The sequence below is a fragment of the Clostridium sp. ZBS15 genome, from assembly GCF_023845705.1.
GTDB lineage: Bacteria > Bacillota > Clostridia > Clostridiales > Clostridiaceae > Clostridium > Clostridium aquiflavi.
Genome location: NZ_JAMQHY010000038.1, coordinates 1 through 26483 on the forward strand (window position 1 = coordinate 1; position 26483 = coordinate 26483).

30 protein-coding genes, 3 tRNA genes, 1 rRNA gene and 1 other annotated feature are annotated in these 26483 nt (G+C 27.2%); of the genes, 6 read left to right on the top strand and 28 right to left on the bottom strand.

Features of this window, described 5'->3' with window-relative positions:
- The 10 genes from NG904_RS11890 to NG904_RS11935 form a co-directional block, all read right to left on the bottom strand.
- On the bottom strand, positions 1-89 hold an 89-nt coding region (locus tag NG904_RS11890), incomplete at its 3' end, for a GTP-binding protein (protein ID WP_252231067.1).
- A 58-nt stretch (positions 90-147) separates the two neighbouring features.
- A tRNA-Thr gene (locus NG904_RS11895) sits at positions 148-223 on the bottom strand.
- 77 nt (positions 224-300) lie between these two features.
- Positions 301-921 carry an RNA polymerase sporulation sigma factor SigH gene (gene sigH, locus NG904_RS11900; RefSeq protein WP_252214966.1) on the bottom strand — a complete coding sequence of 207 codons (621 nt, stop codon included), beginning with the start codon at positions 919-921 and terminating at the stop codon, positions 301-303.
- Between the two features lie 86 nt (positions 922-1007).
- Positions 1008-1520: an NYN domain-containing protein gene (locus tag NG904_RS11905; RefSeq protein WP_252214963.1), complete on the bottom strand. Its 513-nt coding sequence runs from the start codon at positions 1518-1520 to the stop codon at positions 1008-1010.
- 22 nt (positions 1521-1542) lie between these two features.
- The gene (gene rlmB / locus NG904_RS11910; protein ID WP_252214959.1) at positions 1543-2391 is read right to left on the bottom strand and encodes a 23S rRNA (guanosine(2251)-2'-O)-methyltransferase RlmB; all 849 of its coding nucleotides are present in this window, start codon (positions 2389-2391) and stop codon (positions 1543-1545) included.
- 4 nt (positions 2392-2395) lie between these two features.
- Complete coding sequence (locus tag NG904_RS11915) at positions 2396-2821, bottom strand: Mini-ribonuclease 3 (protein ID WP_252214956.1); 426 nt, start codon at positions 2819-2821, stop codon at positions 2396-2398.
- 48 nt (positions 2822-2869) lie between these two features.
- The gene (cysS, locus tag NG904_RS11920; protein WP_252231763.1) at positions 2870-4282 is read right to left on the bottom strand and encodes a cysteine--tRNA ligase; all 1413 of its coding nucleotides are present in this window, start codon (positions 4280-4282) and stop codon (positions 2870-2872) included.
- Between the two features lie 19 nt (positions 4283-4301).
- Positions 4302-6014 carry a proline--tRNA ligase gene (locus NG904_RS11925; protein ID WP_252231764.1) on the bottom strand — a complete coding sequence of 571 codons (1713 nt, stop codon included), beginning with the start codon at positions 6012-6014 and terminating at the stop codon, positions 4302-4304.
- A gap of 76 nt (positions 6015-6090) precedes the next feature.
- Positions 6091-6270 (bottom strand) — a binding site (T-box leader).
- A gap of 68 nt (positions 6271-6338) precedes the next feature.
- The gene (gene ispD / locus NG904_RS11930) at positions 6339-7013 is read right to left on the bottom strand and encodes a 2-C-methyl-D-erythritol 4-phosphate cytidylyltransferase (RefSeq protein ID WP_252231765.1); all 675 of its coding nucleotides are present in this window, start codon (positions 7011-7013) and stop codon (positions 6339-6341) included.
- A gap of 18 nt (positions 7014-7031) precedes the next feature.
- On the bottom strand, positions 7032-8126 hold the full coding sequence (locus NG904_RS11935; protein ID WP_252214947.1) for a PIN/TRAM domain-containing protein: 1095 nt from the start codon (positions 8124-8126) through the stop codon (positions 7032-7034).
- Between the two features lie 277 nt (positions 8127-8403).
- Here NG904_RS11935 and NG904_RS11940 point away from each other — a divergent pair, with 277 nt between their 5' ends.
- Positions 8404-8802, top strand: coding sequence for a nucleoside triphosphate pyrophosphohydrolase family protein (locus NG904_RS11940; RefSeq protein ID WP_252214945.1), 399 nt, complete (start codon positions 8404-8406; stop codon positions 8800-8802).
- A 49-nt stretch (positions 8803-8851) separates the two neighbouring features.
- On the opposite strand, the gene disA is transcribed toward NG904_RS11940, so the two are convergent.
- Both disA and radA read right to left on the bottom strand, forming a co-directional pair.
- A complete protein-coding gene (gene disA, locus NG904_RS11945; protein ID WP_252214943.1) occupies positions 8852-9916 on the bottom strand; it encodes a DNA integrity scanning diadenylate cyclase DisA in 1065 nt (354 codons plus the stop codon).
- A 17-nt stretch (positions 9917-9933) separates the two neighbouring features.
- The gene (radA, locus tag NG904_RS11950; protein WP_252214940.1) at positions 9934-11301 is read right to left on the bottom strand and encodes a DNA repair protein RadA; all 1368 of its coding nucleotides are present in this window, start codon (positions 11299-11301) and stop codon (positions 9934-9936) included.
- Between the two features lie 266 nt (positions 11302-11567).
- Between radA and NG904_RS11955 the strand changes: the two genes are divergently transcribed.
- Both NG904_RS11955 and NG904_RS11960 read left to right on the top strand, forming a co-directional pair.
- Positions 11568-11735, top strand: coding sequence for a hypothetical protein (locus NG904_RS11955; RefSeq protein ID WP_252214937.1), 168 nt, complete (start codon positions 11568-11570; stop codon positions 11733-11735).
- Positions 11736-11803: 68 nt separating this feature from the next.
- The gene (locus NG904_RS11960) at positions 11804-12031 is read left to right on the top strand and encodes a glutaredoxin family protein (RefSeq protein WP_252214934.1); all 228 of its coding nucleotides are present in this window, start codon (positions 11804-11806) and stop codon (positions 12029-12031) included.
- A 93-nt stretch (positions 12032-12124) separates the two neighbouring features.
- Here NG904_RS11960 and NG904_RS11965 read toward each other — a convergent pair whose 3' ends face one another.
- The 6 genes from NG904_RS11965 to NG904_RS11990 form a co-directional block, all read right to left on the bottom strand.
- On the bottom strand, positions 12125-12352 hold the full coding sequence (locus tag NG904_RS11965; protein ID WP_252214931.1) for a glutaredoxin domain-containing protein: 228 nt from the start codon (positions 12350-12352) through the stop codon (positions 12125-12127).
- Positions 12353-12356: 4 nt separating this feature from the next.
- A complete protein-coding gene (locus NG904_RS11970; protein WP_252231766.1) occupies positions 12357-13292 on the bottom strand; it encodes an NAD(P)/FAD-dependent oxidoreductase in 936 nt (311 codons plus the stop codon).
- A gap of 283 nt (positions 13293-13575) precedes the next feature.
- Positions 13576-16014: an ATP-dependent Clp protease ATP-binding subunit gene (locus NG904_RS11975; RefSeq protein WP_252231767.1), complete on the bottom strand. Its 2439-nt coding sequence runs from the start codon at positions 16012-16014 to the stop codon at positions 13576-13578.
- A gap of 30 nt (positions 16015-16044) precedes the next feature.
- The gene (locus NG904_RS11980; RefSeq protein ID WP_252214925.1) at positions 16045-17064 is read right to left on the bottom strand and encodes a protein arginine kinase; all 1020 of its coding nucleotides are present in this window, start codon (positions 17062-17064) and stop codon (positions 16045-16047) included.
- A complete protein-coding gene (locus NG904_RS11985) occupies positions 17048-17623 on the bottom strand; it encodes a UvrB/UvrC motif-containing protein (RefSeq protein WP_252214922.1) in 576 nt (191 codons plus the stop codon). The genes NG904_RS11980 and NG904_RS11985 overlap by 17 nt, the downstream gene beginning before the upstream one ends.
- A gap of 14 nt (positions 17624-17637) precedes the next feature.
- Positions 17638-18093: a CtsR family transcriptional regulator gene (locus tag NG904_RS11990; protein ID WP_252231768.1), complete on the bottom strand. Its 456-nt coding sequence runs from the start codon at positions 18091-18093 to the stop codon at positions 17638-17640.
- Positions 18094-18282: 189 nt separating this feature from the next.
- On the opposite strand from NG904_RS11990, the gene NG904_RS11995 reads away from it, so the two are divergent.
- The gene (locus NG904_RS11995) at positions 18283-18921 is read left to right on the top strand and encodes an MBL fold metallo-hydrolase (protein ID WP_252231769.1); all 639 of its coding nucleotides are present in this window, start codon (positions 18283-18285) and stop codon (positions 18919-18921) included.
- A 237-nt stretch (positions 18922-19158) separates the two neighbouring features.
- Here the strand turns inward: NG904_RS11995 and fdxA are convergent, their stop codons facing one another.
- The 6 genes from fdxA to NG904_RS12025 all read right to left on the bottom strand — a co-directional run bounded on the left by fdxA (position 19159) and on the right by NG904_RS12025 (position 22784).
- Entirely contained in the window at positions 19159-19329 is a 171-nt protein-coding gene (fdxA, locus tag NG904_RS12000) for a 4Fe-4S ferredoxin (protein ID WP_003369634.1), read from the bottom strand.
- 145 nt (positions 19330-19474) lie between these two features.
- Entirely contained in the window at positions 19475-20383 is a 909-nt protein-coding gene (locus NG904_RS12005; protein ID WP_252214915.1) for a PSP1 domain-containing protein, read from the bottom strand.
- 3 nt (positions 20384-20386) lie between these two features.
- Entirely contained in the window at positions 20387-21319 is a 933-nt protein-coding gene (locus NG904_RS12010; RefSeq protein ID WP_252214912.1) for a DNA polymerase III subunit delta', read from the bottom strand.
- A gap of 11 nt (positions 21320-21330) precedes the next feature.
- Complete coding sequence (locus tag NG904_RS12015; RefSeq protein ID WP_252214909.1) at positions 21331-21663, bottom strand: cyclic-di-AMP receptor; 333 nt, start codon at positions 21661-21663, stop codon at positions 21331-21333.
- 114 nt (positions 21664-21777) lie between these two features.
- Positions 21778-22455, bottom strand: coding sequence for a dTMP kinase (locus tag NG904_RS12020; RefSeq protein WP_252231770.1), 678 nt, complete (start codon positions 22453-22455; stop codon positions 21778-21780).
- Positions 22456-22613: 158 nt separating this feature from the next.
- A complete protein-coding gene (locus NG904_RS12025; protein ID WP_252214901.1) occupies positions 22614-22784 on the bottom strand; it encodes a sigma factor G inhibitor Gin in 171 nt (56 codons plus the stop codon).
- A 160-nt stretch (positions 22785-22944) separates the two neighbouring features.
- Between NG904_RS12025 and NG904_RS12030 the strand changes: the two genes are divergently transcribed.
- The gene (locus NG904_RS12030; RefSeq protein WP_252231771.1) at positions 22945-24105 is read left to right on the top strand and encodes a zinc-binding metallopeptidase family protein; all 1161 of its coding nucleotides are present in this window, start codon (positions 22945-22947) and stop codon (positions 24103-24105) included.
- 55 nt (positions 24106-24160) lie between these two features.
- Here NG904_RS12030 and NG904_RS12035 read toward each other — a convergent pair whose 3' ends face one another.
- Complete coding sequence (locus tag NG904_RS12035) at positions 24161-24637, bottom strand: DUF6106 family protein (protein ID WP_252214897.1); 477 nt, start codon at positions 24635-24637, stop codon at positions 24161-24163.
- A 280-nt stretch (positions 24638-24917) separates the two neighbouring features.
- On the opposite strand from NG904_RS12035, the gene NG904_RS12040 reads away from it, so the two are divergent.
- Positions 24918-25865, top strand: coding sequence for a magnesium transporter CorA family protein (locus NG904_RS12040; RefSeq protein WP_252214895.1), 948 nt, complete (start codon positions 24918-24920; stop codon positions 25863-25865).
- A 294-nt stretch (positions 25866-26159) separates the two neighbouring features.
- Here the strand turns inward: NG904_RS12040 and NG904_RS12045 are convergent.
- From NG904_RS12045 to rrf, 3 genes are all read right to left on the bottom strand, one after another.
- A tRNA-Cys gene (locus tag NG904_RS12045) sits at positions 26160-26233 on the bottom strand.
- 1 nt (position 26234) lies between these two features.
- Positions 26235-26310 (bottom strand) — tRNA-Phe (locus tag NG904_RS12050).
- A 6-nt stretch (positions 26311-26316) separates the two neighbouring features.
- Positions 26317-26433 (bottom strand): 5S ribosomal RNA (rrf, locus tag NG904_RS12055).
- Positions 26434-26483: the final 50 nt, after the last annotated feature.

The window sequence follows — 26483 nt, forward strand, 5'->3', positions numbered from 1 at the left end:
GCTGTTAATGTTGTCTTACCATGGTCTACGTGACCGATTGTTCCAATATTTACGTGTGGTTTACTTCTCTCAAATTTTTCTTTTGACATTCTAAATTCCTCCTCTTATCCTTTAATAAACTTTGCCTAGTGTTTTTTATTTTATAATTGGAGCTCACGATCGGGATTGAACCGACGACCTCCGCCTTACCAAGGCGACGCTCTACCTACTGAGCTACGTGAGCACTCATATCTTGACATTTTCTTGATATACCAATTATAAAGTTTACTATTATTCGTTTTGTTTGTCAATATAATTTACTTACTTTATACCTAGGCATTTTTCAAGCTTTCTCTTTACTCTTTGTAATGCATTATCAATTGATTTTGAATGCCTATCTAAGTCACAAGCAATCTCTTGATAAGACTTTCCATCTAAGTATGACATAAGCACTTCTAACTCTAAATCAGATAAAACTTTAGCAATTGCAGTCTCTATATCATCCATATGTTCCTTATTTATCAAAAGCTCCTCAGGATCTGAAATTTTTATTCCAGATAAAACATCTAATAATGTTCTTTCTGATTCTTCTTCGTAAATAGGTTTATTTAATGAAACATAAGTATTTAAAGGAATGTGTTTTTGTCTAGTTGCAGTTTTAATTGCAGTTATAATTTGTCTTGTTACACATAACTCTGCAAAAGCCCTAAATGAAGTTAATTTATCAGCTTTAAAGTCTCTTATCGCTTTATATAATCCTATCATGCCTTCTTGATATATATCTTCTCTATCTGCCCCTATTAAGAAATAAGATTTTGCTTTTGCCTTAACAAAATTTTCATATTTAGAAATTAAATACTCTTGAGCTCTAATATTTCCATTTTTAGCTTCCAATACAACTTCTTCATCTAATTTATCTTTAAACTCTAAAAACTCACCCAATATTCACTCTCAACTTTCTCATTATAATCACTATACATCCTATGTAAACAATTATAACTCAGTAAAAATATCTTAGTCAATTAAATTTACTCACTTCTTCTTATTTTTTCTAATTTTTTCAATATTTCCAAATCAATGTTATCACTAAGTATGTTTTTTTCAGAAATTTTACTTTTATTTTTTCTTTTTCTTATAGAATTCTCTATATCCAAAACATCATTGTAAAATTCTAAAGATGACATTCTTACAGCCCCTCTTTGGAAAATAGTTTGTTGTTCTAACCAATCAGATGTAACAACAATAACTTCATATTTTCGTCCTAATAAATTCACTTCTTTTTCTATATAGCTATCTGCTGTTTCTCCATCCTTAGTAAAAACTATTGATAAATTCTTATTTACTGTTTCTACTTTTTGAATACTACCTGATACTTTATGAGCATCAAAAACAATTATTACTTTGCAGTCATTATAAACCCCATAATTATGCATTGTGTCCACTAATGATCTTCTGGCACCATCAAAACTATAATTCTTTTTTATTTTTAAATCTGGCCAACTATTTATAACATTATATCCATCAACAAAAATAATTTTCACAATAGTTACCTCTTAATTCATTCTACTTTAAACGACCTTTTAATACTTCATACATAATTATACCACCTGCTACAGAAGCATTTAAAGAATTAATCTTGCCTACCATAGGTATTTTGATTAATTTATCACATTTTTTTAATGTCAATTTTGATATTCCTTTTCCCTCATTACCAATTATAATAGCACATGGACCACCAAAATCAGTTTCATAGCTATATTCTTCAGCTCTTATATCTGTTCCATAAACCCAAATTCCTCTTTCTTTTAATTCATCTATTACTGAATTTAAGTTTGTAACTCTAGCTACCTTTACATGTTCTATAGCTCCCACTGAAGATTTATATACCATTGTTGTTACTGATGCACTTCTTCTTTTAGGTATTATTATTCCATGAACTCCAAATAATTCTGCTGTTCTTATAATAGAGCCTAAATTATGAGGGTCTTCTACCTCATCTAGTATTACTATAAATGGTTTTTCACCTTTTTGTTCAGCTAATTCTAGAATATCTGACACCTCTGAATATTCATATGGAGTTACTCTTGCAATAACACCTTGATGAACTGCATTATTACACATGGAGTCTAATTTTCTTTTATCAACTTCTTTTATTAGTATCTTTTTGTCCTTTGCTTTTGATATTATCGCGTTTATTGATCCTTCTAATTTTGAATTAGATATGTAAAGAGTTTCTATAGTTCTCTCAGTTTTTAAAGCTTCTAAAACAGCATTTCTTCCGATTATTATATCTTCTCTTTCCTCAAAACCATTATCATATATATTATTATCAACTACTTTATTTTTATTGATTTCTCTTTTATTATCTTTCTTGTTTTCTCTTTTCTTACTTACTTTTGTGTTTTCTCTCATTCAATTACACCTCTTTTTCATTTAAAACTACAACACTTTTCTGTAACATAAATTCTAATCTTTCCTTATTTCCTATTAGATATAAATATCCTATTAATGCTTCAAATCCAGTTGCCATTCTATAATCCCTAACATCAGCATTTTTAGGAACTGTTGCAGATTTTGCATTTCTTCCCCTCTTGTATATTCTAAGTTCTTCTTCTGTTAAGTATTCTTCTAAATTGTGCATAATACTTGATTGTGCTTGAGCTTTTACGTAACTAATTGCTTTTCTATGAATTTTATTAGCACTTAAACCTTCATTTTCAGATAGAATATACGTTCTTATAAATACTTCATACACTCCATCTCCTATTATCGCCAATTGAAGAGGATTTAACATTCTTACATTTGCTTCACTAAATTCTCTTATTTTTAAATCATCTAACATAATTTATGCTCCTTTAAATAAGGGCTGCAATTTGCAGCCCTATCTAATTTAATTTATTTTTTTCCATCTAACACCTTGAGGTGTATCCTCTAAAACAATTCCTCTATCTTTTAAATCGTCTCTTATCTTATCAGCTAAAGCAAAATCTCTATTTTTTCTTGCATCCTGTCTTTTCTCTATTAGAGACTCTATTTCATCTTCTAAACTACCTTTAGTTGTTTTTTGAAGTAAACCTAATGGTGATCCTAATTCTCTTATAAGTTCTAATGCTTTATTAACTAGTTCCTTAGATGAATTTACATTTATATTTGTATTAGTATCTTTGGTTAATTCAAATAAAACAGTAAGTGCATCTGCTGTATTAAAATCATCATCCATTTTTTCAATGTACTTTTCTCTATATTTGTTTAATGAATCTAGATACTTAACTTCTTCTTCTCTCATATTTTCTATTGAAACTTCATCAATTAAGTTTTCTAAATTACTTATTGCATTATAAAGCCTTTCTACTGATGCTTTTGCTGAATCTAGCAAATCTTTACTAAAGTTTATTTGTAATCTATAATGAGCTGACATCATAAAAAACCTTACAACATCTGAATCGTATTCCTTTAATATATCTCTAGCAGTAAAGAAATTATTCAAAGACTTAGACATCTTTTGGTTATTGACATTTACATATGCTGAGTGCATCCAATAATTCGCAAATGTCTTTCCTGTTAATGCTTCACTTTGAGCAACTTCATTTTCATGATGTGGAAATGTTAAATCCATACCACCTGCATGAATATCTATTGTATCACCCAATATTTTTTTTGCCATACATGAACATTCTATATGCCATCCTGGTCTTCCCACTCCCCAAGAACATTCCCAAGCTGGTTCTCCTGGTTTTTGAGCTTTCCATATAGCAAAATCCATAGGGTCTTTCTTTCTTTCATCCGCCACAGATGAAGTTCTATTACTTGCACCCATTTGTAAATCTTCTATACTTTGACCTGATAATTTACCATAATCATTGAATTTTTTAGTATTAAAATATACATCTCCTTCAACTTCATATGCATAGCCTTTTTTAATTAATTCTGCAACAAAATCAATAATATCCTGTATATATTCAGTCGCTCTAGGATTAACTGTGGCTCTTTCTATTTGAAGTTTGTCGGCATCTTCATAATACTCTTTTATATATTTATCTCCAATTTCTTTTACAGTTGTACCTTCTTCATTAGCTTTTTTTATCATCTTATCATCTATATCTGTAAAATTTTGAACAAATTTAACGTTATATCCTCTATACTCTAAATACCTTCTGATTGTATCAAATACTATAAATGTTCTTCCATTTCCTATATGAAAGAAATTATATACTGTTGGTCCACAAACATACATTTTGACCTCACCTGGAGTAATAGGGATAAATTCTTCTTTTTTTCTCGTTAAAGTATTAAATATCCTCATTAACTTTTTACCTCCTATGTTATCTTAATTTCAGATTATTTTTCTCAAATTCTCCTTTTACTATTCCAGAAATCTCATCTATTTTAACTACTTGCATATCACCAGTTCTAAGTTTAAATTCAACTTCTCCATCTACAATTTTCTTTCCTACTGTCACTCTCATAGGAATTCCCATTATTTCTGAATCTTTAAACTTAACTCCCGCTCTTTCATTTCTATCATCTAATAATGCTTCAACACCCATAGATTTTAAATCTTCATAAAGTTTATTAGCTATTTTTACTTGTTCTTCATCTTTAACATTTACAGCAATTATTGAAATATGATATGGAGCAACAGATAATGGCCAAACTATTCCATTTTCATCGTTATGTTGTTCAATTATAGATGCCATAGTTCTTGTAACACCTATTCCATAGCATCCCATTATAAATGGAGCTTCTTTTCCATTTTCAGCTATAAATTTAGCATCCATTGCTTCTGAGTACTTAGTTCCTAATTTAAAGATGTGACCAACTTCTGTTCCTCTAGAAATTGTAAGCTTTCCGCCACATGTTGGGCATGCTTCTCCTTCTACTACATTTCTATAGTCTCCAACTGTTCCTTCAAAGTCACGTCCATAATTTACATTTTTAATGTGATATCCTGTTTCATTTGCTCCCGTTACAAAGTTATACATATTTTTAACTTCTTCATCTACTAATATTAAATCGGCCTTCATTCCTATTGGTCCAGCAAATCCAATACCGCAACCAGTTGCATTCATATATTCTTCATGAGAAGCCATTTCTATGTCTCCTGAAGCATGTGAAGCATTAGCTACTTTAACTTCATTAACTTCTCTATCTCCTCTTACAAATACAGCAACTATTTTTCCATCAACATTATATAATAAAGTTTTAACTGTTTTTTTAGGAGATATATTTAAGAATTCTGATACTTCATCTATTCCTCTGCTATCTGGAGTAGACACTTTTTCAACTTCCATTAAGTCTTCTTTTTCTAATTCCTCTAATCTAGCAGTTGCTTTTTCAATATTAGCTGCATAATCACATTGAGTACAAAAAACAATATCGTCTTCTCCAACTTCTGACTTAACCATAAATTCTGCTGAATTTGATCCTCCGATTGCTCCTGAATCTGCTTCAACACATTTTGCATCTAATCCACATCTATTAAAAATTTTAACATATGCTTCATACATTTTATTATATGAAAGATCTAATCCTTGTTGATCCTTATCAAAGCTATAAGCATCTTTCATGACAAATTCTCTTGATCTCATAACACCAAATCTAGGTCTACGTTCATCTCTATATTTTGTTTGAATTTGATATAAATTAACTGGTAATTGCTTATAAGATTTAATTTCATTTTTAGCTATATCAGTAAATACTTCCTCATGTGTAGGTCCTAAACAAAAATCTCTTTCATTTCTATCTTTAACTCTAAACATTTCAGCACCATAAGCGTCCCATCTACCTGATGATTGCCATAATTCCGCCGGAATCATAGCTGAAGCTAAAAATTCTTGAGCTCCTGCTTCATTCATTTCTTCTCTTATTATATCTTCAACTTTTTTTAATGCTTTAAGACCTAATGGCATATAATTATATATTCCTGATGCCATTTTTCTTATCATTCCTGATCTAAGCATAAGCTTATGGCTATCAATTTCTGCTTCTGCTGGAACTTCTCTTAGTGTAGATATTAACATGTTAGACATTTTCATAGTTAAATTTCCTCCAAATATATTATTTTTTTATATTTAAAGTGGCTTTAAATATATAAAAAAAGTCCACCCTATATCTTAGGGCGAACTTATAATCGCGGTACCACCTAAATTTGTTCTCTAATAATGATAACGGTATTAAACCGATAGTTTTTACCTATTACTCCGAAGCTGGTTCAAAATCTATTGAAAATCTTACAGCCAAGGATTTTCTCTCTTAAAGACGATTTTTACTATTCTTCATCAAAGCTTATATATATTTTTACAATCAACTTAATTTATTATAACTTTTTGTAATTTGACTGTCAATATATTATATATAAGCTACTTATTTGCTAAATATTCACCAATAATAAGGTCTTCAGGAGTAGTAATTTTTATATTTGTATATTCACCCTCATATATATAAACCTTATTTCCAAAATACTCTACAACCATAGTATCATCTGTAATTTTAACATCTTCATTTTTTATTTTTTTATGACAATCATATATTAAATCATATTTGAATGCTTGAGGTGTTTGCACAGATACTAAATCACTTCTATTCGGTGTTTTAAGTGAAAATCTGCTACTATCTATAATTTTTATTGTATCTTTTGGCATAACTCCTGGTGCTGCTGCACCATACTCTTCTGCATATTTTATAGCATTTTCTATTAGTTTCTCTGATACAAAAGGTCTTACTCCATCATGAATTAACACAATATCTGACCCTTTTGCTTCACTTAATCCATTATATACAGAATCGTAACGTTCATTTCCTCCAGCAACAATTTTATTAATTTTTAAAGAATGTTTCTCTAATATCTCCTTCTCACAATAATCCATTTCGTGGGATGGCACTACCAATATAATATTATCTACTAATTTACAATCTAAAAAACTTTTAATGGTGTAATAAAGAATGGGCTTACCATTCAAATTAAGATATTGCTTACTTTGAACAGTGCCCATTCTTTTACCTTTTCCACCAGCTACTACTATTGCACTAACCATATAGAAAAGCTCCTTTTCTTAGTTATCTTTTGGTTTGGCAAATATCATTCTTCCAGCAGCAGTTTGTAAAACTGATGTAACTATAACAGTAATTGTTTGACCGATGTATTTTTTACCGCCCTCTACAACTATCATAGTGCCATCGTCTAAATATCCTACGCCTTGGGTTGATTCTTTACCATCTTTAATCATATCTACATGCATTTCTTCTCCTGGTAAAACTACTGACTTTATCGCATTTGATAATTCATTTATATTTAACACAGGTACTCCTTGAAATTCTGCAACTTTATTTAAATTATAATCGTTAGTTATTACTTTTCCGTTTAATGTTTGAGCAAGTTTTAATAATTTACTATCTACTTCACTTATTTTAGGAAAATCGCCTTCCCAAATTTGTGTTTCAATTGAAAGTTCTTTTTGTATCCTATTTAATATATCTAATCCTCTTCTTCCTCTATTTCTCTTTAAAGAATCTGAAGAATCTGATATATGTCTTAATTCATCTAAGACAAAATTAGGAATTACTAAAGGACCTTCTATAAAACCTGTTTCACAAATATCAAATATTCTACCATCAATTATAACCGATGTATCTAACACTTTTGCTACACCTTTTACATGATTACTTTTTGCTTTCTTTTCTTTACCTGTATTTTTCTTTATATTAGAAATTAATGCTATTATATCATCTTTTTTCTTAACTAATATATCTGCACCTATTATCGCTGATATTATATTTAAAAATATAAATAACATAGGTCCAAACTTATCATCTATTCCATTTATTGGCTTTGCAATAAAGCTCATTAATATTAGAGCTATAATAGCTCCCAATGCTCCACAAATAATTTCAATTAATGTAAGTTTTTGAATATTCTTTTCTATATATTCAACCAAATTAAAAATAGCTTTATAAATAATTGGAGATACAACATACAATATAATTCCAAATAACAATGATATAATAGTTATAAATACTATAGAACCTGTTAATGTAGATAAATATTTCAATTCCTTAATATTAGGTATGTCTAATAAAGATTTACCTACAATATAACCAACTAATAAACCTATAGCTGAAAAAATTCCCTTTATAATCTTTTTTAACAAATATCTCACCCCTTCCTAAATTCTTACAACAATACACATTAATTCATTCCTATATATTAACTGTTATTAATTATATCACACTATATATATATCTAAAATGAATAATTTATTAAGTTTAGTTAAATACTCCCCCTATCAATTAATATAATTCTTCTGTATTATATACATGTATTCCAAATCTTAATCCCATATTGATAAAATAGTCTAAAAATATTTATAATTACTTTATTTATAATTACTTAAAGTAAAATTAAATTATATCAAGGAGTTGAGGCGTATGAAGGATATAATATTTGATGATTTTCAAAACTCTGTAAGTGATTCTTTGTTAAGACATAAAAGTATCTTAGACATACTTACTAAATATAGTGAATCTAGTTCGAGAGTTAATAGAGCAGTTGCAAAATCTGTCACAAATTGCGGATGCATAAATATTAATGCTTCTAAACAAAATTCATTAAATGAAGATAAATCTATTGACGACTTATCTACCTACTTAGCTTCTCACTTAAGTGGTGAGCTTTGTGAAAATTGTCGTGAAATTATAGAAAAAGAGATTGGTAATAATCTTTTCTATCTTACTTCTTTATGCAATAATTTAGATATAAATTTATATGACGTTTTGCTTAAAGAATACAACAAAATAAATACACTTGGAAAATTTACTTTTAGATAATAAAAAAAATCGGTTTACCTTTTATATGGTAATACCGATTTTCTATTTTTTATATCTTTTTATTTAAGAGAATTTGTTCTTTTATTCTTTTTAATCCATCTTTAATTGCCTTTGCTCTTGCTTCACCTATTCCCTCAACAATATCAAGCTCATCGATATCAGCCTCTATAACATTATTTAATTCTTTAAATTCTTTAATTAGATTTTCTATTACATTTGATGGTATTCTAGGAACTTTACTTAATATTCTATATCCTTTAGCTGATATAAGTGTATCTACAAGTGAATCACCTATATGACCTAGAACTCTTGCAATTGAATCCAAATCTAAAAGTTCAGTTGCACTTAATTTTTGTATTTGCTCATATACCTCGTTATGTTCTTCTTCATCTTTGCAATAATCTCTAATTAATAATATTCCATCTCTTTCAATATGCTTAACAAGTTCATTAAGCTGCATTGATATAAGTCTACCTTCATTACCTAACTCTAAAATATACATATTTATTTCTTCTACTATTCTCATAACCATTTCAGTTCTTTGAATTGCAGTAACAACATCAAATAAAGTTGTTAAATCTTGAAACTCTAAAAGATTTAAGTTGTTAATTACTCTTTCTAGAACTGAAACATACTTTTCTAAAGTTTGAATAGCTTGATTAGCTCTAGCCAAAATTACGCTGCTATCTCTTAAAACATATTTTATGTCACCTTTATATACAGTTATTATATTTCTTCTTTGAGATATAGCAATAACTATATTATTAGTTTGCTTGGCTATTCTATGTGCAGTTCTATGCCTAGTACCAGTTTCATGTGTTACAATTGAAGGATCTGGTATAAGCTGAGCATTAGCACACACAATTTTTTTTAAATCTTCACTAATTACTATTGCCCCATCCATTTTAGCTAATTCATAAACATATGATGGACTATAATCAGAATTAAGAGTAAATCCGCCATCTACTGTATCCATTACTTCTTTATTATCTCCAATTACAATTAGTCCACCTGTTTTAGCTCTAAGGATATTTTCAAGTCCTTCCCGTAGTTGAGTGCCTGGGCACATAATTTTTAAAGTATCTTTTATTTTCATTCCCTTTTCTAATCTCATACACTCACCTGTTCTTCTCAAAATATCTTATTTATTGCTTCTATTAAATGTCTAATGCCTATTACTTTTATATCGTCTGTTTTTATTTTATCTAAATTTCTTTCAGGAATTATTACATTCTTAAATCCAAGTTTTTCAGCTTCTTTTACTAATCTTTCAGCTGATGATATTGGTCTTATTTCTCCAGTTAATCCAACTTCTCCTACCATTAATGTTTTATCTAATTTAAACTCTTTAGATTTTGCACTAGATATTAATGCTAATGCTAATCCTAAATCTGCAGATGTTCCATCTATATTAAGTCCACCTACTACATTTACATACACATCTTTATTATAGAAAAATACTTTTAGCTTTTTTTCTAAAACTGCTAATATTAAACTTAATCTTTGATTGTCAATTCCAACAGCTGTTCTTCTCGGCATTGGAGCTTTAGTTTCACTTACTAATGCCTGAATTTCTATTAAGATAGGTCTAGTACCTTCCATAACTCCAACAACCACAGAACCTTCTTGATTAGCACTAGTATCTTCTAAAAATATTTTTGATGGATCAAATACTTCTACCAAACCTTCTTGTTGCATTTCAAATACGCCTATTTCACTAGTCGTTCCAAAACGATTCTTCATGGTTCTTAAAATTCTATATTCTTCTGTTCTTTCACCTTCAAAATATAAAACCGTATCAACCATATGCTCTAAAACTCTTGGACCTGCTAATTCACCTTGTTTAGTTACATGTGCAACTAGGAAGAATGGTATATTTTTGCCTTTACACATTCTCATAATAGTATTTGAACATTCCTTTACTTGAGATACACTACCGGGTGCTGAAGAAACACTTTCTTTAAATACAGTTTGAATTGAATCTATTATAACAAAATTAGGATTAATTTGTTCTATATATATTGAAATAGCATCTAAATTTGTTTCAGATATTATAAACAGATTTTCACTATTTACACCTAGTCTGTCTCCTCTAATCTTTATTTGTTCTTCTGATTCTTCTCCAGAGACATACAGAACTTTGCCATATTTTATAGCTATGTTATTTGCAGTTTGTAACAGCAATGTAGATTTTCCTATTCCAGGATCTCCTGAAATTAAAGTTAAAGAACCTTTAACTAATCCGCCACCTAAAACTCTGTTAAGTTCTTTTATTCCTGTATCATATCTTTCTTTTTCTCCAGATTTTATATCTCTTATATTTTTAGGCTGGTTATTTTGTACTATGTTATTAGCTTTTAATGAAGTTACTACCTTACTATCATCTTTTATCTCTTCATTAAAAGTATTCCAGTTATTACATGATGGACATTTTCCCAACCATTTAGGAGCTTCATATCCACATTGTTGACATATATATGTAGATTTTATTTTAGCCATACAAATTCCTTTCTTATTTTAAGATTCAATCACTATATTCATTAATAATTTTATAATAACATAAATTTTAATATTAATTATAACTTTTAAATAAAATTATAATTAACAATTTTAATAAACTACTATTATTAATTATATCATCCAAATTTGGTAATTAAATTTATCATTATATTTAAACTAAAATTTTTTATCAATTTAAAATCCTATTTTGTATAAATAATGAATTCATTACAAAAACTATTTATATAATTTAAGGAGATGATAATATGATAACTAAAGATTCTTTTAATAATGTTATAGTTCCTTCAAAAAATATATTAAGAGATAATGAAGAGCATGTTTTTCAACACAATTTTAACAATACATACTCTCAAAATGAATTTTCTAATTTAGTTTTAAACTCTAATTTAGAAAATAATAATATAATAAAGTAATTGCTATATTATTTCTTAAGTATTATAATATTTTAAATAATATTTATTATTAGTTAAGGAGTGTTATTATGGTAAAAGTTTATACTACAGATTCTTGTCCGTGGTGTGTTAAAGTTAAAAATTATTTAAAATCAAAGAGCGTTGATTTTGAAGAACTAAATGTTCAAGAAGATATGATTGCTAGAGAAGATATGGTTAAAAAATCTAAACAAATGGGCGTACCAGTATTAGATATAAATGATACTATTATCATTGGATTTGATAAACCATCTATAGATAAAGCCCTAAATAAATAAATTTGTATTAATAAATATGCAAAAGACTTGGTAATACATAAATAATTGTATTTTCCAAGTCTTTATTCTTTTAAATTATAACTTTTTCTCATTCTAACGATTTACATAATCATCTATTTGTTTTTTATCAAATCCTACTATTATATTTCCCGATATATCTATTACTGGTACACTTCTTTGACCTGATGCTTTAAATACTTCTTCTCTATCCTCATGTTTATCTGCAACATTTATCTCTTCATATTTTAATCCTTTTAAGTCAAAATATCTCTTTGCTTTTATGCAAGCAGGGCACCATGATGTTGAATAAATTTTTATCATATTATTATTTCTCCTTTTGTGCTATGTATTTTTCAGCATTTAATAAAGCTATTGTTCCATCTGAAACCGCTGTAGTTATTTGTCTATATTTCTTTTCACGTACATCACCGACAGCGTATACACCAGCTATCTTAGTTTCCATATCCTCATTTGTAATTATGTACCCATAATCATTTAATTTTAAATATTTCTCTAATCCATTTGTTTTAGGCTCTGTTCCAATATATCCAAAAATAGCATCAAGTTTTAACTTACTTAATTCACCTGTATTTTTATTCTTAATAGTTACTTCTTCTAAAAAGTTATCACCACTTAAATGAACTAAATCCTCATTAAATAAAACCTCTATTTTAGGATGATTTAACACTTCTTCTATTAAAGATTTTTCTCCATTAAAATAATCATGTCTTCTAATCACAAAAACTTTTTCAGCAAATTTAGTTAAAAATATCGCTTCTTCTAAAGCCGAATTTCCACCACCTACCACTCCAACTCTTTTTCCCTCATACATAGCACCATCACAAACTGCACAATAATGAACACCTTTGCCTTCATACTTTGCTTCCTCTAAAACTGGTAGTTTTTTAGGTGAAGCTCCTGTTGCAATTATTATAGCCTTAGGTTTATATATGTAACTTTCAGTTTCTACTATCTTCTCATCATCAGATAATACTATATTTTCTATTAAATCAAATTCGTCTATAGTTACTCCTAATGATTCAACTTGTTTTTGAAAAACATCTGCTAAATCTGCTCCTGATATTTTTTCAAATCCAGGATAATTTTCAATAGTATAGCTGTTTCTTACTTGACCACCTATTATTCTTTCTTCTAAAACTATCATATCTAACTTTGCTCTACCGCCATAAATGCCTGCAGCTAATCCTGCTGGACCTGCACCAATTACTATTAAATCTATTTCTTTTTCTTGTTTAGTCATAAATTCACCTCTTATCTTTAAATAAACTTATATCTAGCATAAGCTTATTTAAAACTCTATAAGTTAATTATTCCCTTGTAATAATTATTATATTTATAATTTTATCATATAATTTCCAATTAATAAATACTATTAACAAATAAATATTATTTTATTTAATCCAGCTTTACTTATGCATATATCAACACTTTTCCTAAGATATAAGCAAATAAAAAATTATCTTAAAAATACCAATAATGCACATAAACACATTAAAGTTATTTTAAGATAACTTTTTAAACTATTAATCTAGCCTTGTAAAAACTAAATTATCTTTTGATTCATTTACTTTAATTCTATCTCCAATTTTTATATTGCCTAAAAGTATCTCTTCACTTAATTTATCTTCTACTTCTTTAGTGATAATTCTTCTTAACGGTCTTGCTCCATAATTTAAATCAATTCTTTTATTAATCAAGAATTTTTTACTATCTTTTTCAAAGTTTAAGTGTATATTTTTATTTTCAAGTCTTTTAGTAATAGATTTTAACATTAAATCAACTATATCTAAAAGATCATCTTCTTTTAATTTATGGAATACTATTGTATCATCTATTCTATTTAAGAATTCTGGTTTAAAGCTTCTCTTTAATTCTTCTAAAACATTGTCTTTCATCTTTTCATATTCTGAATTTTTATCAATACTTGTATTAAATCCAATTGCTTTTTGTTTTTTTATTTGATGTGCTCCCACATTAGAAGTCATTATAACTATTGTATTTTTAAAATTAACTACTTTTCCATGAGAATCTGTAAGTCTTCCATCTTCCATAATTTGAAGTAATATATTAAATACATCTTGATGAGCCTTTTCAATTTCATCTAAAAGCACCACTGAATAAGGTTTTCTTCTGACTGCTTCTGTTAATTGACCTCCATCATCATATCCTACATATCCTGGAGGTGAACCTATTAATTTAGAAACTGAATTACTTTCCATATATTCAGACATATCTATTCTTATTATACTATTTTCATCTCCAAACATAGCTTCAGCCAATGCTTTTGAAAGTTCTGTTTTACCAACACCTGTAGGTCCTAAAAATATAAATGTTCCAATTGGTCTATTAGGATCTTTTATTCCAACTCTAGCTCTTCTTACCGCCTTAGCTATAGATTCAACTGCTTCAGTTTGACCTATAACTCTTTTTTGTAATATATCTTCAAGTTTTAGTAATCTTTCGCTTTCTTTTTCTGTAAGTTTTTTAGCAGGTATTTTGGTCCAAGCTGATACAACTTCTGCTATATCTTCTTCATCTACATTTAATGATTTATTAGAATTTTTATCACTCCACTCTTTTCTAAGTGCTTCTAATTCTTCTTTTAAGCTATTTTCAATATCTCTCATATTTGCTGCTTTTTCAAAATCTTGAACTCTAATACATTCTTCTTTTTCCTTAGTTGTTTCTTTTATTTTATCTTCCATTGATTTTAAATTAGTAGGTGGAATTAAATTTTTTATTCTAACTTTAGCTGATGCCTCATCAATCAAATCAATAGCTTTATCTGGCATAAATCTATCTGTAACATATCTATCAGATAACTCAACAGCGGCATCTAATGCTTTATCTGTAATGTTAACATTGTGATGTTCTTCATACTTTTCTCTTAATCCCCTTAATATTATTAGTGTTTCATCTTTTGATGGCTCACCAACATTAACAGGTTGAAATCTTCTTTCTAAAGCAGAATCTTTTTCTATATGTTTTCTATATTCATTAATAGTTGTTGCACCTATACATTGAATCTCTCCTCTAGAAAGTGCTGGCTTTAATATATTAGAAGCATCTATTGCTCCTTCAGCTGCTCCTGCACCTATTATTGTATGAATTTCATCTATAAATATTATGATGCTTTTATCTTTTTCTATTTCTGACATTACCTTTTTCAATCTATCTTCAAATTCACCTCTATATTTAGCACCTGCAAGTAATGCAGTTAAATCAAGTGAAACTATTCTCTTATCCCTTAATATTTCAGGAATATTCCCCTCTACAATTCTTTGAGCTAAACCTTCAATTACTGCTGTTTTTCCTACTCCTGGTTCGCCTATTAAACAAGGATTATTTTTTATTCTCCTACATAATATTTCTAAAACTCTTTGATTTTCTAAATCTCTTCCAATAACAGGATCTAACACACCATCTCTTGCAAACTGTGTTAAATCTCTTCCGTATTTATCCAACATAGGAGTTTTTGTTTTTTCTGATCTTGGAGATTTAATTTCTTGATTTTCATCTACATACTGACCATTTAGAAATATAAATAATTTATCTTTTATTTCTTTAAAATCTAATTTTAAATTTTTTAATATGGTATAGGCCATGCCTTCTTCTTGATTAAGCAATGCCATTAACATATGTTCTGGACTAACATTTTTATGACTAAATTTTTTAGCCTCTATAAAGCTTTCATCAAGAAGTCTTTTTGCTCTAGGTGTTAATAATATATCATCTTCAGGCATTTGTAATTCACCATAGCCTAAATATCTACTTATCATATCTCTTACTATTTCTGAATCAATTCCAAATTCATTTAATATCTTAGATTGATGTCCTTTTTCTTTTACTAAACCCAATAATAAATGTTCTGTACCTACATAACCATGCTTAAATTCTTGTGATTCAATTTGCGCTTCTAATATTATTGATTGAGTTCTCTCTGTAAATTTATTAAAATCCATACTCAAAAAATCCCTCCCTTATATTCTTATTTAAGTTTGAGCTAATATTGATCTTACAAATTTAGCTCTTTCATAGTTAAGTTCCTTATTTAAAAGTTTTCTTTTTAAATAGTTCTGAAGTGATGAATCTCTAGTATATACTAATAATTTATTTAACTTATTTTTGGGAATATCTAATAAAGATAATTCAACTCCAAATCTCACACTAGATAATAATTCAGCACACTCTTTTTCACTTAGTAAAATAGCTGAAGTTAAAATTCCATATGCTCTAAATACTTTATCTTCTATATCATATTTGCACTTTGTTAATAAAACTTCTCTAAATTTCTTTTCTTCTGAAATAACATTTAACACTGCACCTTTTAGGTTATCAATTATCTCTTCTTCAGTTAGTCCTAATGTAACCTGATTAGATATTTTGTACATATTTCCATAGGATTTATTTCCTTCTTCATATATACCTTTCATATTCATACCTATTTGAGTTAGTCCTTTGCTAAAATTACTTATTTCATCATTAAAATTTAAAGCTGGCAAATGAATATTAACAGATGCTCTCATTCCTGTTCCTAAATTAGTAGGGGATGTAGTTAAATACCCTAAATTTTCATCAAATGCATAATGAACTCGTTTTTCTATTTTATCATCAAGTTTTGTGATATTATCAAATGCAGTCTCTAAATCAAATCCTGCCGTTATGCATTCTAGCTTTAAGTGATCATCCTCATTTATCATAATACTTAAAGTTTCTTTACTATTTAAAACAAATGCTGTTTTGTCTTTATTCTTTATTAATTCTTTACTTATTAATTGCTTATCTAAATAACTATTTATTAGTTCTTTGTCTTCATTCCACAAATGATAAATACAAGATTCATCTTCAAGTTCACTTTTCACAATTTGATAAATAAATTCTGCATTTTCTCTTGCTTCTATTTCATTTAATTTATTGGAAAAAGGTTTTTCTTTTAAATTTCTAGATAAAGAAATATTACTATTTATAACTATATCTTCTTTGTTACATTCTTCGTTAATCCAGTTTCTCATTACCTTTTTCCTCCTTAACTAAAAACACTTTATTATCTTTACTATTAATAAATATAAATTCTTCTAATTCTTTAATTTCATCTCTTAATACAGCTGCATTTTCATATTCTTCTAATTTAATAGCATTTTGTAGATCTTGCTTTAACCTTATTATCTTTTTTCTTTTAATTAAGGACTCTCCATCAAATTTCGGGATTTTCCCAACATGTTTTACATTCCCATGAATTCTTTTTACAATAGGTTTTATATATTCAGAAAAAACACTATAACACTCACTACAACCTAATTTTCCTGTCTTCTCAAACTCAGAATAATTCATTTTACATTTAGGACAAACAAGTTCCTTTGGCTTTGTTTTTTTATCACCAAGATTATTTAAAAATCCAGTTAATATATTTTCAAATTGTAATCCACCAATTTCATTTAAAGAATTTATAAATGGTATATCTGATATATCTTTAGCACAAGATTCACATAACCAAATTTCATTTTTTTCTCCATTTACTATTTTAACTAAATTAATTTTAGCTTCATTCTTTTGACATTTTTCACATAACATATAATCCCCACCTCTTAAGATAAAATAACCATAATCATTGCTTTAAAAATATCTGCTCTTATTTTATTTCTATTTTCAACTGAAATTAAAGTTCTATCGTTTATAGCTATTTTCATCAGTTCACATTCTTTTTCTGTAATAATATCTGATTCAAATAAGTTATCTATTATATTTACAGCATTATGATATGTTATTGTATTACCTATGCTTTGATTTATTATCTCCTCTCTTCTGCTGGAACTATCGTTGTCTAATTGCTTTATAATAATATGGCCACCGCCACCACGCTTGCTTTCAATTAAATAACCTTTATTATAAGTAAATCTAGTTGTTAAAACATAGTTTATTTGTGATGGTGCACATCTAAATTGATCAGCTAATTCATTTCTCTGTATTAGGACCATATTCTCTCCACTATCATTAAACATTTCTTTTATAAATTCTTCAATTATATCTGAAAGTTTTGCCATAAGTTCACCTACCTAAACATCAGTTTATATTTTTGTTTTTGACTTACTTTGACTTTGTAGTTATTATACTATAATTATATTATAATTTAAAACACTATAATTTATTTTATTAAAATCTGAATAAAACTTTACTAAATGTTAAACATATTTAATATACAAATTTATATTTTTTTCAAAGGAATTTATATTATGAAATTAACTTGGTATGGACACTCTTGTTTTTTAATAACAAGTAATAATGGTAAAAGAATATTAATAGATCCATTTGATGATTCTATAGGATATAATAACGATTTTCTTCACTCTGATATTATAGTAATAAGTCACAATCATTTTGATCATTCATTTTTAAAAGAAAATGATAGTAATGTAAAAATTATTAATACTACTGGGGTTTTTGATTTTGATTTCATTCATATAGAAGGGTCTTCTTCATTTCATGATAAATATAATGGATTAAAAAGAGGACCTAATATAATATATACTTTTACATTAGATAAGTTGAAAATTTGTCATTTAGGAGACTTAGGACATATCCCCTTAGATTTGATTTCTACTAAATTAGAAAATATAGATATTTTGCTTGTTCCAATAGGAGGACACTTCACTTTAAATGGTAGTGAAGGGGCTAAAATAAGTAAATTGATTTCTCCAAAATATATAATACCCATTCATTATAAAACTTTTAAATCTATGCTTTATTTAGATGATCCTAAAAATTTTTTAATATCTATGGATAATGTTGAAAAAATAAACTCTAATGCATTAACTAGTGATGATTTAAAACTTTATAAAGAAAACTCTGTTTTATTATTATCACCACCTTGAGTATGATTTTATAGAACAAAATCGCTAAGGCGACTTTGGAGCCGTCGATTTTTTTAGCCATGCGCCCTTTCCAAACGCAGTGCAGGAATAATGGTGCGGCATATGATTATTTTTTATTCTTTAGGGGTACTCATAATACCTTTAAAACACATTATTTTAAAAGTTATCCACAAATTTTTTAATAATATAAATTCCTAAAGAATAAAAAAAAAGATCGTCTATAGACGATCTTTTCTACTATTCTTGAACTGGAGCACCAACTGGGCAAACATTAGCACAGTTACCGCAATCGATACAAGTATCTGCATCAATAACGTAGTATGCATCTCCTTGGCTTATAGCATCAACTGGACATTCTCCAGCACATGCTCCACAGCTTACACATGAATCATTAATTACAAATGCCATTAAAAAACACCTCCTAAAATTGTATGATAATTAACCATCTACAATTTTATCATGTATTTTAATGTTTTAAAAGTATTTTGTGATAAAAGTGTCAATTTCATAATCTATTATATGGGCAATTTATGAAATTTTTCCCCATATTTCTCTAATTTTCTTCTTTAATCAACTCTTTTATCAATTTTTTATCCTCTTCAGATTCAATTTCTAATTTTATATCTGAATTATCTATTGAGCCTTCATAACTTCCAGATATTAATCTAACATCCTCTATTTTATATATATCAATTACTTCTTCGTCTCCACGTTTTAATTTCACTTTTACACTTTCTTTTACTGTTAAATTACCTATTACTTCACCTTTTCCATCAATAGTTTCAACTATCGATCCAACTTTAGGAAGTCTTCTTCTAATATCTTCATAAGTGCTTTGTTCATAATTTAAGCAACACATAAGTCTTCCACATATACCTGATATTTTAGTTGGATTTAAAGAAAGGTTTTGTTCTTTAGCCATTTTAATAGATACGGATGCAAAGTCTCCTAAAAAAGTGGAACAACACATTGGTCTTCCACAAGGTCCTAGACCGCCTATCATTTTAGCTTCATCTCTTACACCGATTTGTCTTAATTCTATTCTAGTTTTAAATATAGTAGCTAGATCTTTAACTAATTCTCTAAAATCCACTCTTCCATCGGCTGTAAAATAGAATATAACTTTATGATTATCAAATGTATATTCTACATCTATTAATTTCATTTTCAGTCCATGTTCTTGTATCTTTTTTAAACATATTTCTAAAGCTTCATTTTCTCTGCTCTTATTATCCTTATGTTTTTGAATATCTTTTTCATCAGCTATTCTTATAACTTCTTTTAAAGGTGATACTATTTCATCTTCTGATATCTCTTTTATTCCTATGACACATTGGCCAAATTCTATTCCTCTAGCAGTTTCAACTATTACATAATTTTCTTTTTTAACAGCAAAGTTTACTGGATCAAAATAATAAATTTTTCCCGCTTTTTTAAACCTTACTCCAATAACTTTTATCATCAATTATACCTCCGCAAATCCCATAAGCAATACTGTTATGGTCATTGAATAATTAGTGTTATTATTTAAACTAATTCTTGCTTCTTTTATGTATTCTAACATAGAATTAAGCTTTTTATAAGACATTCTCATTGATATGTCTCTTATTTCTTTAAGTTTATCAAAATTTACAACTAAATCATTAGAATCTAATTCCTTTAAAAACATAATATCTCTTATATATGAAATTAATATATTTAAAACTTCACTTTGTTTATCTTTATAAGTAGCTAATACCTCTTTATATTTTAAAACAAAATTGTCTTTATTATTTTCTAAATCACATAATAATTCTAATAATATATTTCTTAAATCATTTAATTTATCATCTTCTATAAATTTTTCAACTTTTCCTGGAATACCTTGACTATATGCTAAAGCTGCTTTTTTATTTTCTATGCTTATTTCGGAATATTTATACTCTATATACTTATTAATATCTTCTTTAGATAATGGTGTTAACTTATAGGTTTGACAACGTGATTTTATAGTATCTAAAATTAATTCCAGTGATTCACTAAGAAGTATTAAATGCACTCCTACAGGAGGCTCTTCTATAGTTTTTAGCAATGCATTTTGGGCTTGAATAGTCATCTTTTCACACTTATGAAGTATTAAAACTTTTTTATCACTTTCAAAAGGTTTCTTAGATACTTCCTCTATAATATTTCTTATATCATCTACTCCAAATGAAGAAGATAAAGGGTAATAATTTATAATATCTACAAATTCCTTATCACCCTTTAATCCTAATATACCATTTGCAAGATAATTTGCAACTAAACTTTTTCCAATCCCATCATCACCAATAATTAAATTAGCATGAGAAAAAGTATTACTTCTTTTCCTTAGATTAAATCCATTAATAATTCTTTCATGACCAATAATTTCTCTCAATGCTATTCTCCTTATATTTTTATAAATTTATCAACATCTACAACAAATATAGTTGCACCACCTACAGTAATTTGCATAGGGCATTGTTGAACATATCCACCCTCATTACTACTTAAAGGTGTTGGGGCTATTACTGTTTCTTTTCTTTTTTTACATATTTCTTTAATTACATCCAGTGCTTGGTCAATCTTCTCTTCTTCCACTCCAACCATTAAAGTAGTGTTACCTGCTTTTAAAAATCCACCAGTAGTAGCTAGTTTAGTTACTCTAAAATCATTGTCTGTTAATGAATCTAACACATCTATTGCATCTTCATCTTGTACTATAGCAATAACTAATTTCATTTACTATCCACCTCTAATTCATATTATTCTTGATATCATTTTACCATAAATATGTACTTAGATTATATAAATAAATATTTCTATTTTTAATTTATAAAATATTAATTTAAATTACTATATATAGATTTTAACCTTTTTATAAATTTCTTCATGAATTTCTTCTATTGTCTTTAATTTATCTCCGTCATTACATTTTATTTTATTCCAATTATATCTATCTGCTATTTCTAAAGAATTATAATAAGATTTAGCTAAATAATCTTTATTATTTTCATGTATGTCTTTTTCTTTCTCACCTGTAAATTTATTATTTCTATCTTTCATTAATTTTTGACTTATTTCAGGTAGAACATCTAAAAACATTACACAGTCTGGAATAGGAAGTTTATATAAATTAAATTCTAAATCATATAACCAATTCAAGTACTTGTTCTTTTCCTTATCATCCATTTTCACTGCTTGATGTACCATGTTAGATGTTGTATATCTATCAGAGATAATTATTCCACCATTATTATAAAATTCTTTCCATTCTATATTATATGAAGCAAATCTATCAATAGCAAAAAATGTTGATGCTACATATGCATTTACATCCTCAGGTTTGCTTCCAAATTCACCACTCAAATACATTTTAACTGGCATACAAGCTGGACTATCATAATTAGGATATGTTACTTTTCTTATATTATATCCTTCTCCTAATAATCTTTCATATAATTTCTTAGCTTGAGTTGCCTTCCCTGAAGCATCTGATCCGCTCTCTATTATAATTAATTTACCTTTTGTCATAATGAATTTCCCCCATAATAATTAATTTCTTAATTTCTATATAAACTCTAAATTGAAAATTATATTTTGATGTAATTTTCTAAAATCTTTCCAAAATAAAAATAGCTATATAATTAAATATAGCTTTTAATAAATCTTAATAAAGTAAAAATCTAATTTTATTTTTTAAATAAAATATTTTTAACTTTTTCTTTAAAGTAATGATATTTAGGATTTACAACGCTAATATTTGTAAGTTCACATTCACAATTAGAACATATTTTTTCTCCTTTTAATATTATACCACTACCTTCTTTTTTGCCACATAAAAAACATACTTTATTCTCCAAAATTCTTTACCCCCTAATATATCTTTTAGTTTAATTATTTCCATATATAATTTTTTTAATCTTAAATACGCTTATATATTTTTCTTTTAATATTAATAAACAAATATTTTTTTTATAATTGGAAAAAATAATATCAAATAATAATTTGGAGGGTTGCATTATGAAACAAGAAATAATTTCATTTCTGTCAACTTGTGATAAAGAACTTAATGATTTAAGTTCTTATTTATATAATAATCCTGAAGAAAGTTATACTGAAATTAAATCTGCAAAATATATTTGTGATTTACTAAATAAGCATAATTTTGAGGTTAATGAGAATTTTTTAAATATATCTAATTCTTTTATGTGTAAAAAAGGTAATGGTTATCCTAAAATATGTTTTTTAAGCGAATATGATGCTGTTAAAGATTATGGACATCTCACAGGTCATAATGCTTTAAGTACAATATCAATTGGAGCTGCATTAGCATTAGGCAGTATAATAAATAAAATAGGTGGCTCTGTTATCGTAATAGGTTGTCCAGGTGAATATTTAGGTGGAACTAAAGCTGTTATGACTAGACAAGGTGTCTTTGATGATATAGATGTAGTAATGCTTGCTCATCCTGATGTATTAACAAATGAAAGTGGAACATCTTCAGCAATAATTCCATTAAGCATACAATATAAAGGAAAAGATGGCTTAACTTTTTTAAATCAAAATACTTACACCGCGCTAGATGCAGTATTACTAAATTTAAACATATTAAATTCTCTTAAAAAAGGATTTCCTAAAGATTTAGAAATAAATTCAATTTTATCTAAAGGAGGATATACTCCTTTGCTATTACCTGCTGAAGCAGAAGCTAAATTTTATATTAGAAGTAACGATTATAAAACCGCTGAATGGGCTGATAATAAGCTTAGAACTATAGCAAAATATATTTCCGAATTAACAAATTTAGAATATACTACTTCTTTATATGAACCATCAAATAAAGAATTGATAACTAATAGAACTCTTAATAGATTATTTAGTCACAATCTAAAAGAAAATGGAATAATAGATATTGGAAAGCCACGTGATATATATGCAGGATTAAGTTTAGGTGATGTTAGTCATAAAGTTCCTTGCATACATCCTTATATCTGCATAACCGATGATCCTAACATTAAATATGGAACAAAAGATTTTGCTAAAGCTACTCAGTCAGAATTTGCACTTAAGCAATGTAAAAATGCAGCATTAGCACTGGCATTTACAGGAATGGATTTAATTCAAAATGAAAATCTTCTTAATGAAGTAAAAAATGATTTCTTTAATAATAAAAATATATAAATAAAGGTACTNNAGTACCTTTATTTATATATTAAACACATTTATTTGTTGTAAATTAAATATTAAGATTTAATCTTCTTATAAGTTTATCACTTGGATTAAAGCTAAATTTATAATAAACATTCTCTCTTTTGTATACACAACAATATTTCTTCGTATTAATTATTCCACAAGAATAATTGCCCTTACTCTTTACAATATATTCTTTAGTTATGTAATTACTTTTCCCGATATACACGATATCAGCTAAATTTATACTTTCTAAGTTTTTTTCATTATTATGAAAAATTTTATTAATAATAAGCTTGTTCGCTATGATCGAATACTTATATGATATTCTGCATTTCATTATCTCAAAGAATATTATACTTAAAGTTAAAAATACAATGGTCATATTATAGAACTTAACGAGCATTATATTTTTTATACCTAAAACACTTATTCCTTGATATAAATACAACATTGCTGTAATTATAAGTAATACTATCGCTATAACAGGTGCCTTCTTTCTTATGACTACCTCTTTATGCATTAATATTTTCCCCCATACTTTAAATATTTAAAATAACATTATGATTATACTAAGCTTTTCAATATAAAGCTATATTTAAATAACGCTATATTCCTTTATATTCTCTATAAATATTAGAATACTATTAATTGTGGGTTTTTAATTACATGTTTTCTATGTTTTAATACGATTTTCAAATTTTAATAGCTACTTTCTCTTTTTAATTTATTATTATAGTATATTCGTAATATCTTTATTATAATAGTATAATAGTATAATAATATATTTGGAGGTGATTTTATTGATTCAAATTTATAAAAGTCAGAGTGAATTCGATTCAAGTTTAAAACCTATTGATAATATTGAAAATGGTTGTTGGATAAACATAGTAGCTCCATCTGAAGAAGAACTAATTCTTGTATCAAAGAAAACTGGAATTTCTATTGATTTCTTAAAAGCAGCACTAGATGATGAAGAAACATCCAGAATTGATATTGAGGATGATGCTATATTAGTTATAGTCGATATACCATTCACAGAAATGGAAGAAAATTCTTTAACATACGACACTTATCCATTAGCTATAATACATACTAACAAACTGTTAGTTACTATATGTTTAAAAAACAGTAAAATTATAACTGACTTTGCTAATGCTAGAATAAAATCATTTTTTACATTTAAAAAATCGAGATTTATATTACAGATATTAAATAGAATATCTACTTATTACTTACTTTACTTAAGACAAATAGATAAAAAAAGTTTAATGATTGAAAAAAGATTACATAAGTCTATGAAAAATAGAGAACTTATTCAACTTCATTCATTAGAAAAATCTCTTGTATATTTCTCAACTTCATTAAAAGCTAATGAGATAACATTAGAAAAAATGTTAAAGTTAGAAATGATGCAAAAATATGAGGAAGATAAAGATGTTTTAGAAGATGTTATCATTGAAAATAAGCAAGCTATAGAAATGACAGAAATATATAGCAATATTTTGGCTAGTACAATGGACTTCTTTGCTTCAGTTATATCAAATAACTTAAATATAGTTATGAAGGTATTAGCGTCTGTAACTATACTTATGGCAATTCCTACTATTATAAGTGGAATATTTGGTATGAATGTTATGTTACCTTTATCCGATGATAATCCTCATGCATTCTCAATAGTTATGATGTTAACATTCGGAATATGTTTCATAGTAGCATTTATTTTATATAAAAAAGATATGTTTAATTAAGATAAATCCTATATTTATAGACATTTTTTATTGCCTATTTAGTATAGGTTCTTTTTTATCTATATTATTCTTAAAGTATAGTTAACACAATATACTAATTCCCATTCTATATAGTCTCTTTTTTATAATCTAAATATTTTTCTATAAATTATCCACATAAAAATATATTTTATATACATTTTGTAAGTAAATTGTTGATAACTTTGTTTATAATTTTATTTTTGTGGATAATTTTTTTGTTTTTTATTTTTTAAGCGCAAAAAAAACCTTGAATCAAATAATTCAAGGTTTTAATGGAGGCGCCACCCAGATTTGAACTGGGGATAAAGGTTTTGCAGACCTCTGCCTTACCACTTGGCTATAGCGCCATGGTGGCTCGAACTGGAATCGAACCAGTGACACGAGGATTTTCAGTCCTCTGCTCTACCGACTGAGCTATCGAGCCATTCATACCTGGCAACGTCCTAATCTCCCACACAGTCTCCCGTGCAGTACCTTCGGCGCTATGGATCTTAACTTTCCTGTTCGGAATGGGTAGGAGTGTTACTTCCATGCCATCATCACCAGATTATTTTGAAAGATTATTCTTTCAAAATTACACATAAATTGTATATAACA

Coding starts and splice junctions, on each gene's coding strand:
- rlmB (WP_252214959.1), bottom strand. CDS start 2,391: ATGAGAGAAAACACAAAAGTAAGTAAGAAAAGAGAAAACAAGAAAGAT.
- NG904_RS11915 (WP_252214956.1), bottom strand. CDS start 2,821: ATGTTAGATGATTTAAAAATAAGAGAATTTAGTGAAGCAAATGTAAGA.
- cysS (WP_252231763.1), bottom strand. CDS start 4,282: ATGAGGATATTTAATACTTTAACGAGAAAAAAAGAAGAATTTATCCCT.
- NG904_RS11925 (WP_252231764.1), bottom strand. CDS start 6,014: ATGAAAATGTCTAACATGTTAATATCTACACTAAGAGAAGTTCCAGCA.
- ispD (WP_252231765.1), bottom strand. CDS start 7,013: ATGGTTAGTGCAATAGTAGTAGCTGGTGGAAAAGGTAAAAGAATGGGC.
- NG904_RS11940 (WP_252214945.1), top strand. CDS start 8,404: ATGAAGGATATAATATTTGATGATTTTCAAAACTCTGTAAGTGATTCT.
- disA (WP_252214943.1), bottom strand. CDS start 9,916: ATGAGATTAGAAAAGGGAATGAAAATAAAAGATACTTTAAAAATTATG.
- radA (WP_252214940.1), bottom strand. CDS start 11,301: ATGGCTAAAATAAAATCTACATATATATGTCAACAATGTGGATATGAA.
- NG904_RS11955 (WP_252214937.1), top strand. CDS start 11,568: ATGATAACTAAAGATTCTTTTAATAATGTTATAGTTCCTTCAAAAAAT.
- NG904_RS11960 (WP_252214934.1), top strand. CDS start 11,804: ATGGTAAAAGTTTATACTACAGATTCTTGTCCGTGGTGTGTTAAAGTT.
- NG904_RS11965 (WP_252214931.1), bottom strand. CDS start 12,352: ATGATAAAAATTTATTCAACATCATGGTGCCCTGCTTGCATAAAAGCA.
- NG904_RS11970 (WP_252231766.1), bottom strand. CDS start 13,292: ATGACTAAACAAGAAAAAGAAATAGATTTAATAGTAATTGGTGCAGGT.
- NG904_RS11975 (WP_252231767.1), bottom strand. CDS start 16,014: ATGGATTTTAATAAATTTACAGAGAGAACTCAATCAATAATATTAGAA.
- NG904_RS11980 (WP_252214925.1), bottom strand. CDS start 17,064: ATGAGAAACTGGATTAACGAAGAATGTAACAAAGAAGATATAGTTATA.
- NG904_RS11985 (WP_252214922.1), bottom strand. CDS start 17,623: ATGTTATGTGAAAAATGTCAAAAGAATGAAGCTAAAATTAATTTAGTT.
- NG904_RS11990 (WP_252231768.1), bottom strand. CDS start 18,093: ATGGCAAAACTTTCAGATATAATTGAAGAATTTATAAAAGAAATGTTT.
- NG904_RS11995 (WP_252231769.1), top strand. CDS start 18,283: ATGAAATTAACTTGGTATGGACACTCTTGTTTTTTAATAACAAGTAAT.
- fdxA (WP_003369634.1), bottom strand. CDS start 19,329: ATGGCATTTGTAATTAATGATTCATGTGTAAGCTGTGGAGCATGTGCT.
- NG904_RS12005 (WP_252214915.1), bottom strand. CDS start 20,383: ATGATAAAAGTTATTGGAGTAAGGTTTAAAAAAGCGGGAAAAATTTAT.
- NG904_RS12015 (WP_252214909.1), bottom strand. CDS start 21,663: ATGAAATTAGTTATTGCTATAGTACAAGATGAAGATGCAATAGATGTG.
- NG904_RS12020 (WP_252231770.1), bottom strand. CDS start 22,455: ATGACAAAAGGTAAATTAATTATAATAGAGAGCGGATCAGATGCTTCA.
- NG904_RS12030 (WP_252231771.1), top strand. CDS start 22,945: ATGAAACAAGAAATAATTTCATTTCTGTCAACTTGTGATAAAGAACTT.
- NG904_RS12035 (WP_252214897.1), bottom strand. CDS start 24,637: ATGCATAAAGAGGTAGTCATAAGAAAGAAGGCACCTGTTATAGCGATA.